Origin of the sequence: Arsenophonus sp. aPb, from assembly GCF_029873475.1 — a bacterium.
Taxonomy (GTDB): domain Bacteria; phylum Pseudomonadota; class Gammaproteobacteria; order Enterobacterales; family Enterobacteriaceae; genus Arsenophonus.
Genome location: NZ_CP123499.1, coordinates 2,595,868 through 2,611,303 on the forward strand (window position 1 = coordinate 2,595,868; position 15,436 = coordinate 2,611,303).

Below are 15,436 nucleotides of genomic sequence, written 5' to 3' on the forward strand. Positions count from 1 at the left end.
ATGATAAAATTAATATACTAAGATAGTTAAACTAAATTTTTATTTACTATTTACGTCAAAACAAACTTTAGTAAACTCTTGGATTTTTGGCGACCAAGTAGTGCCATAGGTACATCCTGCTCTTAGATCATGTATTATGGCATTTGTGGTAACGAAAGCGTTTCCCTTGTAACCCTGCATTAATACTGGTTTAGAACGAAATAAATCTTTTAATGCATCAACACTTTTTTCTGGGCTATATATAGCACGTAATTTAGCCGTATTAAGCCGCCATAATGTATTTGCAGATAAATTATCAAACAACCGCCAATTACCTTGGGCATATTTTTGCACCATCCATTTTTCTTCACCGATGGGATGATTGGTATGAACAATATAGCCCTTCTGTGTGCCATCAATCACTTTATTACCTTTATCTGTTATTTCTATGGTAATAATTTGCTTATTTAAATCAACAAAGCTTGGTGAATATGCGCCGTTGGTTTTCAAATCAGTGAAAATAGCAGGGATTTTATAGACATTATCGTTTTTGGCAACGATTGCCATCAGAACCGCACTAATAGGCACACCATTTTTACCACTTCCTTGACGTAAGCCTTCAATAATATTTGTCGTGGTAGCTAATTTTTTCCCCATTACGATTGAGGTAAAGAAGGGCGTTGGTGCATGCACAATTAAGTCTGGGCTTTGCCAAATAGCGCCCCAACCAGAATATACTACATTCATATCTTGGGTTTGACCTAAAATACCATTTGACCATCCTATCGCGGTACATGCTGAACTATTTTTCTTCAGTTCAGCCATTTTTTTTAGCGCATTATCCGTTTCTGTTTGAATTTCCTTAGCGAATAAACCCTCTTCAGCCCAGGCAACCAAATAAATTTCGTCTAAAGTATGATTGGTTGCTGCTGCGAGTCCTTGCCAAAAACTAATTAATTCAGGAAATTGTTTTTTTATAACATCAATATTTTTAAGAATAGTACGTTGGTCATTTTCTAATATTTGTTTTTTTACTAAACCAAGTTGCAGCTTGATGTAATCGCCCATTACATCACTTTTAAAAACTTGCTTGTAACCGTTAACTATTTGTTTTCCGCCTTCTTTAGATAGACCTTCAAATGAAAGGACTGGTGTTTTTTTTTGAATAATATCTGTTGTGTTTGCATGATAATAATTACCTGTCAGATGGAATTCTGCTCCATTAAAAGCTTTAACAATATTATCATTTGCTAAAGCAAATTCAGCATTAAGTAAAATCGATATGATAGTTGCTAAATAAATTACTTTTTTCATATTATTTTTTTTCATAAACATTTCCTCTTAAGCATTTATTAACTAAAAATGCTATCTTCAGAACGTGTTATAACAAAAGCTTGAATTTTTTATAAATGCTTAAAATTATCTCAGATTATCATTCTATACCCCATTATTTGTGTTAATTTATTTACGATTGAATTATTCATATATTCCTAAATAGATGGCAAAAAAGATTTATCACATTCTAACTAGTCATTGTTAGGTTTAATGAAAAATAAATTATTATTTACATCGTTTTATTAGATGTAACATTTGGTTGAATAAAATAACATTATTATCTAATTATTTATTAATGACATTTAACACTAAAAGCTATTAAATATATTATTACCCAATCAAAAATATGACAAAAAAACATTAATATATTTTAATTTAATTTAAGAAAAGCATTCATGCTAACTAGCGCTGGTAAGCAATAGCTTTAAAAAATTAATAAGTTAAGACAAATAACTGCTGATATTTATCTTTCTTTATTTTTTAATTTTTGGAGTTAACATGGAAAAGAAATTTGAATTGATGAAATATAGCTTACTAAATTATTTAACTTAGGTTAAATTACAAAGAGTTAATATTTAACAATTAAATTATTTAACTATTTAACTAAATGGTTTAACTTTAAATATATGTAAAGTTAACTTGCAAAAAGTAAGAGCAATGTAATTAATTATAATTAACCTCTTTAATGTAATATTATTTTTGTTATTTTCAATAAAAAAATAACCATCAATTATTCAACTTTGAAATCATTTATAAATAAAAAATCTCGATTATTTTTTATTATTTAACTATATCTCAAAATAGATTTTACCCTGTTTATAATAAAAGAAAATACATAACTCTGGCATCAATTATTATTGATTAAATTTTAACAAAACCTCATAATAATAAACAACCTCACTATAAAGATATTATTGACAAAAATGTAACCCTATAGATGTTATTCTTAATTAATGATGCTTTTTCACTTTCATTTTTTGTTTCAACCTTCAAACAAATACAATCTCATGCGACTTACGCACTAAATAACACCATAAAAAGGAATCGAAATGAAGTTATTGTATAGTGCAAGATTATCACCACGGCATGCGTGTGATTGAACTCAATGATGGCACCCGCCCAATTGGTAACATTAGCACCATGATTATTAGTATGGTTTGTATCGCAATAGAAGCCGATGAAAAACCTTTCCGCCGAATAAACCGGTGCTGATTACGGATCTGCCAAGTGCGATAAGTCAAGCTGGGAAAACGGGCACACTGGCACCGACATTGCAGGCAATTGCCGCTCAGGCGAAACCGAAGACGAAATTACCGCCGATATTATCAAGTGGCTTAAACACCCTGGATGGTCGTAAAACCGGTATTCAATCTTTGCCAGCTGCACAAAATAGTGCGGCTGTTAAACCCTGTTTTTAGGCGTAGCTGGGCTGGATAATATAGCAGTTGCAACAGCACCAGTCAGTGTGGGCACAAAAACTGCGCACCATAGCTTATATTAGTGCTTATGACTGCCAAACTGTCAGTGAAGCGATTAAATATCGGAAAAAATTTGGCTAGCGTGAATTGATGTTGATCTGGCCGGATCTTTTGTCTTTCGATAGTGTGAATATGGCCGAAAATAGCGCCTAGGCAACAGCAGCCATCACTATCACAGCAATGAAGAAATTTTGTATTTGACAATTGACACTATTTGATGGCAACGCAATTAACTGTTGTTCTAATCATGACTATCATTATTCTCTAATGTCAAAAATCCTCAAGGTGATCCATGCTAACGCATAGCTGATTTAGGTCTAAATGCTTTGATAACGTTGGGATCGGTTTCAACATAGGGGCCTTCTAATAACTGGATACAGTAAGGTACGCTAGCAAAAATTCCAGCAACAATTTCGCTTCCCTGTTGATCTTTTAAACCGGCTAAGGTTTCTGTAATAGATTTTGGTTGACCAGGCAAATTCAAAATCAATGTTTGCTTACGGATCACGCCAACTTGACGCGAAAGGATCGCCGTTGGGACAAAATGCAAACTAATTTGCCGCATTTGTTCACCAAAACCCGGCATGTGCCGATCGGCAATCGCCAGTGTAGCATCTGGTGTTACGTCACGCAGCGCCGGCCCAGTACCACCGGTAGTTAAAATTAAATGACAAGCAAGATCATCAACTAATTCACAAAGTGTCAGTTCAATAATTTTTTGCTCATCAGGGATCAAACGTGACTCAATGGTAAAAGCGGTTTTAAGTGCTGTGGAAAGCCAATTTTTAAGTGTAGGGATCCCCTGATCTTGATAAATTCCCTTCGCTGCCCGATCAGAAACAGAAACCAAACCTATCCGTAATTTATCCATGAGATCCTCAAATTCGATATGGAAAACAAGATGTTTAATACTAAATCTATTCAACTTTTGCTGTAGCAACACAAAGATAAATAATATTATTCCCTTAAGCACCCTTAGACCAACAAATAAAAGCCAAAAGCCTAGTAAGATAATCCACTAGGCTTTTACTTATAACAGAGAAATATTAATTACATTTGCTCTGCAACCATTTTTTCCAACTTTTCCTGATCGATAGCAAATTTACGAATACCCTCAGCCAGTTTGTCGGTCGCCATAGCATCAGCATGATGTTGCCAATAGAATTCGGCTTCCGTCATAGGTTTAGGGGGTGACTGTGTTTGACCATCAAATGCCAATTGGCGAACCACTTCACCTTGAGACTCAGAAAGTTCTTTAAGTAATGCCGGCGCAATCGTTAAACGATCACAGCCTGCCAGTTGCAAAATTTCACCGCTATTGCGGAAACTGGCCCCCATTACCACCGTTTTGTAGTCATGTTGTTTATAATAATTGTAAATTTGTGTAACAGAAATAACGCCAGGATCTTCTTGTGGAGCATACTCTTTTGTATCGGTATTGGCTTTATACCAATCAAGAATACGACCGACGAAGGGTGAGATCAGATAAACGCCGGCTTCAGCGCAAGCACGTGCCTGAGCAAAAGAAAATAATAGGGTTAAATTACAGTTAATACCCTCTTTTTCTAACTGTTCTGCTGCGCGAATACCTTGCCAGGTTGAAGCTAATTTTATCAAAATACGATCATTTTTAATGCCGGCACTATTATAAAGTTCAATAATACGGCGCGCTTTTTTAATGCATGCATCGCTATCATAGGAAAGACGCGCATCAACTTCGGTTGAAATTCTTCCTGGAATTAATTGTAAGATTTCTAAACCAATATTAACTGCCAACTTATCGCATGCATCAATGATTTGTTGCTCGCGTGAATCACTTTGCTCCCGTGCCCATTTGATCGCTTCATGAATGAGTGGCTGATATTCTTGGATCTGAGCCGCATTAAGGATCAAAGAGGGGTTAGTGGTGGCATCTTCAGGTTTATAAAGCTTTATTGCGCTAATATCCCCTGTATCTGCCACAACCGTCGTTATTTTACGTAAAGAGGTTAATTTATCGCTCATTTTTTAATCCTGTCGTTATTGAGATGAAGCCGAGGCTCACAATCCTATCTTGCTGTGATAATATCATGCATTGATATTACAACAAATAAGTGCACCAACCATTGTTATCGATAACAAATTTAGCATGCCATTTTTCATAACCTACTGTGGTTTGAATAGCAATAATTAACGATAAATGCTACAAATAACCCAAATGATAGCAATACATCATTTTGATGAAGTCGCTTATTTTTGAATTTTACTGGGTATTAATTATGCTTATCACGATTTCACCAGCCAAAACACTTGATTATGAAAGTCCGTTGACTACAACTGAATATAGCCTGCCAACCCTAATAACACAGGCAGAGCAATTGATTCAGATCTGCCGTAAACTTACACCAGCGGAAATTGCCAGTCTAATGCATATTAGTGACAAATTAGCCGGTTTAAATGCCGCTCGTTTTGGACAGTGGCATACTACTTTTACGCTAGAGAATGCTCGACAAGCGCTCTTGGCCTTTAAAGGTGATGTCTATACCGGCCTGCAAGCGGACAGTTTTACGCCAAAAGATTTTACTTTTGCCCAAAAACATCTTCGGATTCTATCCGGTTTATATGGTGTATTACGTCCACTTGATCTGATGCAACCTTACCGATTAGAAATGGGAACTAAACTAAATAATAAACAAGGAAAAGATCTTTATGCTTTTTGGCGGGATATTATTACTGAAAATCTTAATCAAGCCTTAAATAACCAAGGCGATAATATTCTAATTAACTTAGCATCAGATGAATATTTTAAAGCCATTAATAGCAAAAAACTGGATGCTTATATTGTTAAACCTATTTTTCTAGATGAAAAAAAGGGCAAATATAAAGTTATCAGTTTTTATGCTAAAAAAGCCCGTGGATTAATGAGTCGCTTTATTATTCAAAATCAACTAAAAAATATTGAGCAACTGACTGAATTTAATTTAGCTGGTTATCAATTTGATGACGCTGCTTCCAAAGATAATGAGCTAGTTTTTAAACGATCTCAACTGGCTTAACAATGGAAGCTAACGCTTCCATTTCAATTCTTTGTTATCTAGTCACATGCTGGAGCAAAAATTTACGTAATAAAACAAAATCAGCGGGTAACTGATGGGAAAATAGCGGTAATTTAGCCCGTTTTGCTAAAGCGGCTGGTAATGGTAATGATTTAGCGAGAATACTATCTACACTCTGTTTAAATTTAGCTGGGTGTGCAGTACTTAAAAACATTCCGTATTCATCATCTTGCAGCTGATCACGTAAAATACGATAAGCAACTGCGCCATGTGGCTCAGAAATATAACCTTTACTCGCCAGTTGTTGCATGGTTTTTGCGGTCATTCTATCATCAACAACACCATAACTAAGTTCATCAAGCGCCCATTTTTGGCGCAGGAAAAGCGCCTCTATCCGTGGCCAATTATTTGGCTGACTGACATCCATCGCATTCGACAGTGTCGCTATTGTCTGATGTGGCAACCATTGCCCCTCGGACAGATAACGTGGAACGGTATCATTAACATTAGTGGCGGCAATAAAACGTTTTACCGGCAGCCCCATTGCTTTAGCAAATAAGCCGGCAGTTAAATTACCAAAATTACCACTGGGTACCGAAATAACTAACTGCTGACGTTTTTCAACCGGTAGCTGGGCAACGGCCTCAAAATAATAACAAATCTGTGCCAATAACCGGCTAATATTAATCGAATTAGCGGAGGTCAAGCATAATAGCCGTTTTAATTCTTCATCATCAAATGCCTGTTTTACCAGTGTTTGGCAATCATCAAAGTCACCGTTGATAGCAATAGTATGGATATTTTCCCCGAGTGTACAAAATAACTTCTCCTGTAAAGAGGTGATCTTATTTTCCGGATAGAGAATAATTACCTGAACATTATTGAGACGATAAAAAGCATGGGCAACGGCTGCACCAGTATCACCTGAAGTCGCAGTTAATATAGTAATAGGTTCATTACTGGCAATTTGTGCCAATATTTGTGCCATAAACCGCCCACCAAAATCTTTGAATGCTAAGGTTGGACCATGATACAACTCCAGGCTGGCGATATTTTCTTCTATTGACCTAACCATTACCGGAAAATTGAATGCCTCTTTGACGCTTTCTGTCACTTGTTCAAACGGCATTTCATCGCCAATATAGGTGGATAAGATATGGCTACTACGGGTTATAAAATCGTACTGTAACCATTTAGTTAGCTGCTCATCACTTAGTTTTGGTAAATTAAGTGGGAAAAAAAGGCCCTGCTGCTGACCAAGCCCCTGTTTTACTGCCTGAACAAAACTGACCTGCTGGTTTTGATTTTTTAAATTATATAATCTCATTTTTAGCCTATCACTCTTGCACCAACTTGATCTAAACGACACATATGTACAAAACCTGCTCTATTTTGTAGGTAATATTGTGTCAGCCATTGCATTACTTTTTCTGCGGTCTTTCTTTCATAACAAATTGCAAATAATGTCGGCCCTGAGCCAGAGATGCCACAAGCAACTGCGCCGAGATTTTTTACTTTTTCGCGGGCGGATATAAAACCGGGCAATATTTGAGCACGATAGGGCTCAGCAATCACATCCTGCAACATATCGATCGCTAAATCAGTTTGTTGTGTGTGACAAGCATGAATAAAACCAGCTAATAATCGACCATGATTAATGGTATCCTGCCGTTGATAATGCGTTGGCAGAATAGCCCTCGCTTCTGCTGTCGCAACCTTGATACCAGGGTAAGCCATCACCCAAATCCAGTCAGCAAAAGTTGGGATTGTTTGACTAATCATATTATTTTGTTCGACGATAAGCTGCATACCGCCCAAATAGCAAGGCGCAACATTATCATAATGAATACTACCAGCCACCCGGCCTTCTAATTGCCCCATCATTAATAACAAGCTGTTTTTATCAAAAGGACGACCGGCATACTCATTTAATGCCATCAGGGCGGCTACCACTGAGCAGGCACTCGAGCCTAATCCAGAACCAATTGGCATATTCTTTTCCAATGTCATTTCAACATTAAGAGATTGGCCCAATTCTTGACAAAACAGTTGCCAGGCCTGGTAAACGATATTTTGCTGTGGCTGCTGGGGCAATTTGCCAACAAAAGCACCACTATTTTTCAAATTAAATTTATCCGCCTTCACGACTGAGACACAGTCTCCTAATTGCTGATTATCAATCGGAGAGATAGCCACACCTAATACATCAAACCCAACACTGACATTGCCTATCGATGCGGGTGCATAAACTTTAACCATTTTATGCTCCTATTTTCCTTGTTAGGGCCCGTAATATATCGGCAAATACTCCTGCTGCCGTAACTTCATTACCCGCACCGTAACCCCTTAATACTAAAGGAATGGGCTGATAATAGCGGGTATAAAATGCTAAAGCATTTTCACCATTCTTAACTTTATAAAGAGGATTATGTTCATCGACGGCTACCATTTTTACCTGACAACAACCATCTTTAATTAAACCGACATAACGAAGGACCTTTCCCTGTGCTGCGGCCTGGGCAACCCTTATTTTAAAATCTTGATCTAATCGGGTTAACCGTTGAAGAAAATGGTTAACATCACCACTAACATCAAAAGAGATAGGCAAGATAGGTTCAATTTCAATATCACTAAGCTCAAGACAGTAACCGGCTTCACGCGCCAGGATCAGCAACTTACGCGCAACATCCATACCAGAAAGATCATCACGCGGATCCGGTTCAGTAAAACCTTTTTCTTTAGCTAACCGCGTCGCCTGCGATAAAGACATTTCTTCATCAAGTAAACCAAAAATATAGGAAAGTGAACCAGATAAAATCCCGCTAAATGCTAGCAGTTCATCACCGGCATTGAGTAAATTCTGCAAATTTTCAATGACAGGCAACCCTGCACCAACATTCGCTTCATACAGAAATTTACGCTTTGATTGCTCAGCAACTAATCGGATCTGGCGATAGTAATCCATACTAGCGGTATTAGCTTTTTTATTTGGCGTAACAACACTAAATCCTGCCTTGAGCAAAAAAACATAGTGCTTAGCTATTTGCTGATCTGCGGTACAATCAACGATAACTGGATTAAAAAAACAATGTTTATCTTGTAGTTGGCATAAATCACTTAAACTAAAAGATTGTTTAGATTGTAATAATGCTAGTTGCCAATTACCCAGTGTTAATCCTTTAATATCCGTTACCATCAGCCGCGAATTAGCAATTGCACAAACTCGCAGATCAATATGTTTCTTTTTTAACCAATTTTGTTGCCGGTAAATTTGTTCTAGTAAAGCGCTACCAACACCACCAACACCAACAATAAAAACATTGATAATTTGATCGGGATTAAACAACATTTGGTGACATAACTGCACTGCGATAGTAGTCATACTATTATCAATCACGGCAGAAATTGAGCGCTCAGAAGATCCTTGTGCAATAGCGACAATATTAATATTGCCACGTGCCAAAGCTGAAAAAAAACGAGCAGATACTCCTTTGCAAGTTCGCATACCATCACCCACGACTGAGATAATAGCTAGCTGCTCGATGATATCCAATGATCCAAGCAAACCTTCTTTTAATTCCAAATAAAACTCTGCATTCAGTGCCTGATATGCCTGTGATAACTGATCCTGATGCACACAAAAACTAATACTGTACTCAGAAGAGGATTGCGTGATTAACACAATGGAAATTCTCTTATGGGACATTGCAGAAAAGATACGAGCGGCCATACCTACCATGCCCTTCATACCAGGCCCTGAGACATTAATCATCGCCATATTATTAAGGCTAGTGATCCCCTTAATTGGCATACATGCACTATTTTCAATATTACCAATTAAAGTACCGTTACCATTAGGTGCGGAGGTATTTTTAATTAAACAAGGGATCTGATATTGGGCAATCGGAGCAATTGTTCGCGGATGAAGAACTTTAGCACCAAAATAGGACAGCTCCATAGCTTCTTGATAAGATATTTCTGTTAGCAACTGAGCCTCTGGCAAGATACGAGGATCACAAGTATAAACACCGTCAACATCAGTCCAAATTTCACAATAATCCGCCTGTAAGCAGGCAGCTAAAACTGCGGCTGAGTAATCTGAGCCATTACGCCCTAATATTACCGGTTCATTTTTCCCATTACCGGCAGTAAAACCCGCCATCAAAATAAGATGATCTTTAGGTATATTCAATGCGCTAATACGTTGGCTGGATTCACGAATATCGACTGTCGCGTCGAGATAAGATCCTTGTGCGAATAAATTTTTTACTGGATCAATAATTGTTATTCGGTAACCACGCGCACGCAGTAGAGATGCCATAATCGTAATCGAAATTTTTTCGCCACGACATATTAATCCGGCCTGGAGACTTGCTGGACATTGTCCCAATCCCAATAGCGCAATACCCTGTAATATTTGCTGAATTTGAATAAACTCATTGTCAATCATTTGCCTGATATTTTCATAGGCAAAATCGGCTTGCTTTTCCTGTAAACCGGAGATCAAAGTAGAAAAGATTTCATTAGCGCCTTTGAGATGTGGAGTAATATCAGCGCCCGACGTCGCTGCATCGATCATAGCAACAAGATAGTCTGTGATCTTAGCTGGTGCTGACAAAACTAGCGCCACCGGTCCTGCTGTAAATTTATCCGCAACAATATTTGCAACGTTAAGCATTTTATTATCATTGGCAACCGACGTTCCACCAAATTTGAGCACACGCACTGGTTTTTTCCTCCTGAAATTGGGTTAAAAAAAACCCGCATCATTTGTTTGGATGCGGGCTTTCTGTTTGATTTCGATTTTAGTTATGCGTCAGCCCGCCCCATAACCAATGGTTACGGTAGTGGTAATAATGGTGGTATTGAAGCAGCTCTTACGCATCACAGTCCTAACTTTTTTATTAAAAAATGTTTAGCTATATACTGGTTAAAGCAATTTTAATGCAAAGTCAAATAATTTGTTCTTTAATTACTAAAATCAATTAAACATATTTATATCTTTGTTAAGTAACTTCACGTACAGAATACATTTAACTTTAAGTAGATAAAAAAACATCCATAACCAAATAAATAAGAATTTTTATCTATTTACCGTCACGAATGCTTGTATGTTCACAGATAAATAATAATACGAAGCTTTGCGTTTATTTTTTTCAAATAAATTACATTAACGCCTAATTTAATATAAATACAATATTTTATGACACAAAAAATCATATAATTTAAGAAATAATCTTTATAATAGCTTTATTTCGATTTTGACGTGTATCAACAAAAGTCATTTTTTTAGGTGGTAAATAGCCTTTTAGCTGTTATATTGCTGTTAACATAAAATGAGAAAAGAATTGTTTAGTAAATTTCTTTTAGGTTCGGCATAATTGTTTTTTTGTTACAAAAAATTTATATGAACTTTAATGATATTCGCTAAGCTTTCATTAGTATTATAAAACGAAATTAGAGAAAGCATGCTCTTGAAACATTAGTGTGTAAATCTGGTAATTTATATTGTAGAGAGTTAGGTAGCACATATGCAAACCCCACATATTTTGATTGTTGAAGACGAGATTGTCACACGCAATACCTTAAAAAGCATTTTCGAAGCAGAAGGCTATATTGTACATGAAGCTACTGATGGTGCCGAAATGCACAATATTTTATCTGATAATGATATTAACCTGGTCATTATGGATATTAATTTGCCAGGCAAAAATGGTCTGCTACTTGCACGCGAATTACGTGAACAAGCTCATGTCGCGCTGATGTTTCTTACTGGGCGTGATAATGAAGTTGATAAGATATTAGGATTAGAAATTGGGGCCGATGATTATATAACTAAGCCTTTCAATCCTCGTGAATTAACAATTCGTGCCCGAAATTTGCTTTCGCGCACCATGAATCTTTGCCAAATCAGTGGCGAACGTCGTCAGGTTGAAAGTTATAAATTTAATGGCTGGGAACTGGATATTAATAGTCGCTCTTTAATCAGCCCGATCGGTGATCAATATAAATTACCACGTAGTGAATTTAGAGCTATGTTACATTTTTGTGAAAATCCAGGTAAAATTCAAACACGTGCAGAACTATTGAAAAAAATGACCGGACGTGAATTAAAGCCACATGATAGAACGGTTGATGTAACTATCCGCCGTATTCGTAAACACTTTGAATCGATAGCCGATACACCGGAAATTATTGCCACCATCCATGGTGAAGGTTATCGTTTCTGTGGTGATATTGAAGAATAAATATAGAATATTAAACCCCTTTTATTTAGATCGGGGTTTTGATATATATATTAATGCCATGGCATAATTGGCACGGCACTAATCGCATTTTTAGGCGAGCCATCAATTATTTTGTCTGAATAAGTTAAATAAATAAGTGCATTCCGTTGCTTATCGTAAAAACGTACTACTTGTAGTTTTTTGAAAATCAATGAAGTACGTTTTTGGAAAACAACTTGCCCCTTTTTATTATTTAATTTAATTTTGTCATCTATAATTATTGGCCCAACTTGCTGACAAGAAATTGCCGAATCAGCAGTATCTTCCGCCAGGCCAAGACCTCCTTTAATACCGCCTGTTTTTGCTCGACTTAGATAACAAGTTATATTGTTAATATCCGGATCGTCAAATGCTTCAATAACAATTTTATTATCAGGACCAAAAAGCTTAAATACAGTATCAACAGAACCGATTTCTTCTGCATATACTGTATTCGGTAGAAAAAATATTATTAAAATAGATAGTAATTTTGATAAATCTCGCATGATATTAATTTTCCTTAATACTCATTTAATAATAAAATTATTTTTACATTATTAATATCTATAAAAATAATAAAATAGCCATATAAAGCAACTTAGTATTAAATGGATGTTTATTATAAAGTCTTTATACTATTTATAGATGATTATTTAAACCAGGTACTTCTATGGATCAAAACAATATTATCCGCGATTTACTATATTGGATCGACACGCATCTAGATCAACCGCTATTTCTTGATAACGTCGCGGCTAAAGCAGGTTATTCAAAATGGCATTTACAGCGGATGTTTAAAAACATTACTCAGCAAGCGATTGGCTCTTATATACGTGCTCGCCGACTTTCCCGTGCAGCTGTTGCTCTTAGGCTGACTAGTCGGCCAATTCTTGATATTGCACTGCAATACCGTTTTGATTCACAGCAAACCTTTACCCGTGCGTTTAAAAAACAATTTGGCATTACACCGGCTCTCTATCGTCGTAATGAAGATTGGTGTGCTACAGGTATGCAACCACCAATTACTTTAGAAGAACAAAAATTACCTAATGTCTCCTTTGTCACACTGGAACCCAAACATTTAATGGGAATAGAACAAACTTGTTCATATATATTAGAAGAGTGGTCTACTGCATGTGCCGAAATGCGCAAACATTTCTGGCAATATTATCAAGATAAAGCAAAAAATATACCTAATGAAGTTTATGGATTACATCGGGTCGTACATAGCTCAGAAAAGGACGATGAACAAACTGTTTTATATATCACGGCAGTCGAACCACAATATGCTGATAATAAAAATAATTTATACCATTCAATTATCATCGAAGGCGGTGATTATGCCCGCTTTACTTATGAAGGAAAACCAACTAAAAGCGATCTACAACAGTTTTTGTATATGATTTATGGTGTTTATATGCCTAATCTCAATCTAACCCGACGCGCTGGACACGATATAGAACATTATCTTCTTAAAGATCCTAATAACCCTGAATGTAACTACGATAATCCAGAAAACCATATGGTCGCATTTGATTATTTTGTGCCGATTAAAAAAACACCTCTCCCTCCACTGAAAACTAATTGATTATAATAGTTGCTAGTTGACCAAATCCAAGGGAATTTTTCCCTTGGCAAGATTATTCTTACATTATTTAATTATTATCAACGTTAAATTTGCTGTTCATCTAATGCTGGTTCAACTAAATGAGATATATCCCCCGCGGTTTCTACTACCCAACCATTCGCTAACCAAGGCGTTTTCTGAAAATCTACCTTTGAAATAGAACAATTACGTAAACGTAAACGTCTTTCAGCGTAAGTCGGCACACCTAGTATGCGATTAAGAAGCGCACCTAACCCTATCCCATGACTAACCAATAAAGGTAGACTTCCCGCTGGCAAAGAACGACACTCCTCTAGAGCAGTAAACATGCGTTTAGTTATCTCTCCCATAGATTCTCCATCGGGAATACGTGCCCCGTGAGCTCCATTAACCAAACTACGACGCCAACGCTCTTCTTCATCACTTAACGAACTAATTGCCCTCCCCTCAAGTATTCCCATGTTCAATTCCCTTAACTGCGGCTCAAGAATAATGTTACAATGGCAAGCTTGCGCGATAATTTCTGCCGTTTTCTGGGTACGCCCTAAGTCGCTGGATATAATATGAGTGATACCAATTGATTTAACTTTTTCAGCAACCAATTTAGCTTGTCTAATACCAACTTCAGTGAGTGGGCTGTCCGATTGTCCTTGAATACGCCGAGCCACGTTCCATTCAGTTTCTCCGTGGCGAACAAGATAGACCTGTAACATAATAATTTTCCGTTATACTGCACATAATAATATTCTAGAGGATACTAATTAATGTATAAAGTAATCGCAGCAACCGCAAATCCGGCCAAAATAAACGCTATTCATTTAGCATTCGAAGCAGTTTTTGGTACAAGCAATTATAAAATCGAGAGCATCAATGTGAGTAGTGACGTAGCCAAGCAACCAATTGGTAATACAGAAACCCGCACAGGTGCACGCCAGCGCGTTATGGCCTCACGCCAAGTCCGACCTGAAGCAGATTTTTGGGTCGGTATAGAAGCTGGCATTGAAGATGAAATGACTTTTGCCTGGATTAGTATTGAGCATAAACAAATTCGAGGTGAATCGCGTTCTGCTAGTATTATGTTGCCTGAGCAAATTCTGTTTAACATCCAGCAAGGCAGCGAGTTAGGCGATGTAATGGCGAGTATCACTGGTATGGCTAATATTAAACATAACGAAGGGGCAATTGGTTTTTTTACCAATGGTTTACTCAGCCGTACCAGTGTTTACCAGCAAGCACTTATTTTAGCATTAGCACCTATCCAACATGAAATTTATAAAGAACTTAATATGATGCATGACGACTAAGTCATGTCATCTTTACTAAATCGTATAAAGATTGGCTAAAGATGTATATTTAGGCAATTAATAAAACATTTTTTATGGCTTGAGTAACTGCTGTTCCAACCAAACTTTTACCTCGTTAGTCGCACTCTTCAAACTATTAGAACCTCGCGTGATGGTTGCAATCCCGACACCTAACTCACTTTTAAGCTCCCGCTGACTCATTTCTCCTTCCATTAATGCCTGGATAATCCGCACTCTTGTCCCGAGCGCCAAACGTTCATCTGGGGTTAAAAATAATTGTAAAATGGGTTGTTGTAACTCATGTTGAAAAGCACTGCGCAATAATTCGACAAAGCGTTGCCAATCACTATTTTCTTCAGATTGAAGGGCTGGATCAATAAGATAGCTTTCCATAATATATACCGCCATACTATTTAACTAGTACAATAGCATA

Annotated in this window: 15 protein-coding genes and 1 other annotated feature; of the genes, 6 read left to right on the forward strand and 9 right to left on the reverse strand. The window is 36.9% G+C overall.

All coding sequences use genetic code 11. The features are described 5' to 3' along the window. Positions 1 to 39 precede the first annotated feature (39 nt). Positions 40 to 1,308, reverse strand: coding sequence for a hypothetical protein (locus tag QE177_RS11560; protein WP_280549789.1), 1,269 nt, complete (start codon positions 1,306 to 1,308; stop codon positions 40 to 42). Positions 1,309 to 2,379: 1,071 nt separating this feature from the next. Here QE177_RS11560 and QE177_RS11565 point away from each other — a divergent pair. Together QE177_RS11565 and QE177_RS11570 are read left to right on the forward strand one after the other, a co-directional pair. Next, positions 2,380 to 2,526, forward strand: coding sequence for a hypothetical protein (locus QE177_RS11565; RefSeq protein ID WP_280549791.1), 147 nt, complete (start codon positions 2,380 to 2,382; stop codon positions 2,524 to 2,526). Then, positions 2,520 to 2,732: a hypothetical protein gene (locus tag QE177_RS11570; RefSeq protein WP_280549794.1), complete on the forward strand. Its 213-nt coding sequence runs from the start codon at positions 2,520 to 2,522 to the stop codon at positions 2,730 to 2,732. Before QE177_RS11565 ends, QE177_RS11570 begins: the two co-directional genes overlap by 7 nt. Positions 2,733 to 3,087: 355 nt before the next feature. On the opposite strand, the gene mog is transcribed toward QE177_RS11570, so the two are convergent. Beyond that, positions 3,088 to 3,663, reverse strand: coding sequence for a molybdopterin adenylyltransferase (mog, locus tag QE177_RS11575; protein ID WP_280549796.1), 576 nt, complete (start codon positions 3,661 to 3,663; stop codon positions 3,088 to 3,090). A 179-nt stretch (positions 3,664 to 3,842) separates the two neighbouring features. Continuing rightward, complete coding sequence (gene tal, locus QE177_RS11580; RefSeq protein ID WP_280549798.1) at positions 3,843 to 4,796, reverse strand: transaldolase; 954 nt, start codon at positions 4,794 to 4,796, stop codon at positions 3,843 to 3,845. Positions 4,797 to 5,050: 254 nt separating this feature from the next. On the opposite strand from tal, the gene yaaA reads away from it, so the two are divergent. Then, on the forward strand, positions 5,051 to 5,827 hold the full coding sequence (yaaA, locus tag QE177_RS11585; RefSeq protein WP_280549800.1) for a peroxide stress protein YaaA: 777 nt from the start codon (positions 5,051 to 5,053) through the stop codon (positions 5,825 to 5,827). Between the two features lie 34 nt (positions 5,828 to 5,861). Here yaaA and thrC read toward each other — a convergent pair whose 3' ends face one another. From thrC to thrA, 3 genes are read right to left on the reverse strand one after another with little or no spacing between them, the layout of a single operon-like run. Next, positions 5,862 to 7,154, reverse strand: a complete 1,293-nt coding sequence (gene thrC / locus QE177_RS11590; RefSeq protein ID WP_280549802.1) for a threonine synthase — start codon at positions 7,152 to 7,154, stop codon at positions 5,862 to 5,864. Positions 7,155 to 7,156: 2 nt separating this feature from the next. Continuing rightward, positions 7,157 to 8,086 carry a homoserine kinase gene (gene thrB / locus QE177_RS11595; RefSeq protein WP_280549804.1) on the reverse strand — a complete coding sequence of 310 codons (930 nt, stop codon included), beginning with the start codon at positions 8,084 to 8,086 and terminating at the stop codon, positions 7,157 to 7,159. A gap of 1 nt (position 8,087) precedes the next feature. Further along, positions 8,088 to 10,553, reverse strand: coding sequence for a bifunctional aspartate kinase/homoserine dehydrogenase I (thrA, locus tag QE177_RS11600; protein ID WP_280549805.1), 2,466 nt, complete (start codon positions 10,551 to 10,553; stop codon positions 8,088 to 8,090). A 24-nt stretch (positions 10,554 to 10,577) separates the two neighbouring features. Further along, positions 10,578 to 10,705: a sequence feature (Thr leader region), on the reverse strand. Positions 10,706 to 11,358: 653 nt separating this feature from the next. Between thrA and arcA the strand changes: the two genes are divergently transcribed. Further along, complete coding sequence (gene arcA, locus QE177_RS11605) at positions 11,359 to 12,075, forward strand: two-component system response regulator ArcA (RefSeq protein WP_280549807.1); 717 nt, start codon at positions 11,359 to 11,361, stop codon at positions 12,073 to 12,075. A gap of 50 nt (positions 12,076 to 12,125) precedes the next feature. On the opposite strand, the gene creA is transcribed toward arcA, so the two are convergent. Then, positions 12,126 to 12,599, reverse strand: a complete 474-nt coding sequence (gene creA / locus QE177_RS11610) for a protein CreA (protein ID WP_280549809.1) — start codon at positions 12,597 to 12,599, stop codon at positions 12,126 to 12,128. Between the two features lie 164 nt (positions 12,600 to 12,763). On the opposite strand from creA, the gene robA reads away from it, so the two are divergent. Beyond that, positions 12,764 to 13,681, forward strand: coding sequence for an MDR efflux pump AcrAB transcriptional activator RobA (gene robA, locus QE177_RS11615; protein WP_280549811.1), 918 nt, complete (start codon positions 12,764 to 12,766; stop codon positions 13,679 to 13,681). A gap of 83 nt (positions 13,682 to 13,764) precedes the next feature. On the opposite strand, the gene gpmB is transcribed toward robA, so the two are convergent. Continuing rightward, entirely contained in the window at positions 13,765 to 14,412 is a 648-nt protein-coding gene (gpmB, locus tag QE177_RS11620; protein WP_280549813.1) for a 2,3-diphosphoglycerate-dependent phosphoglycerate mutase GpmB, read from the reverse strand. Positions 14,413 to 14,463: 51 nt separating this feature from the next. Between gpmB and yjjX the strand changes: the two genes are divergently transcribed. Then, positions 14,464 to 15,003, forward strand: coding sequence for an inosine/xanthosine triphosphatase (yjjX, locus tag QE177_RS11625; RefSeq protein ID WP_280549814.1), 540 nt, complete (start codon positions 14,464 to 14,466; stop codon positions 15,001 to 15,003). A gap of 72 nt (positions 15,004 to 15,075) precedes the next feature. Here the strand turns inward: yjjX and trpR are convergent, their stop codons facing one another. After that, entirely contained in the window at positions 15,076 to 15,399 is a 324-nt protein-coding gene (trpR, locus tag QE177_RS11630; RefSeq protein WP_280552280.1) for a trp operon repressor, read from the reverse strand. Positions 15,400 to 15,436: the final 37 nt, after the last annotated feature.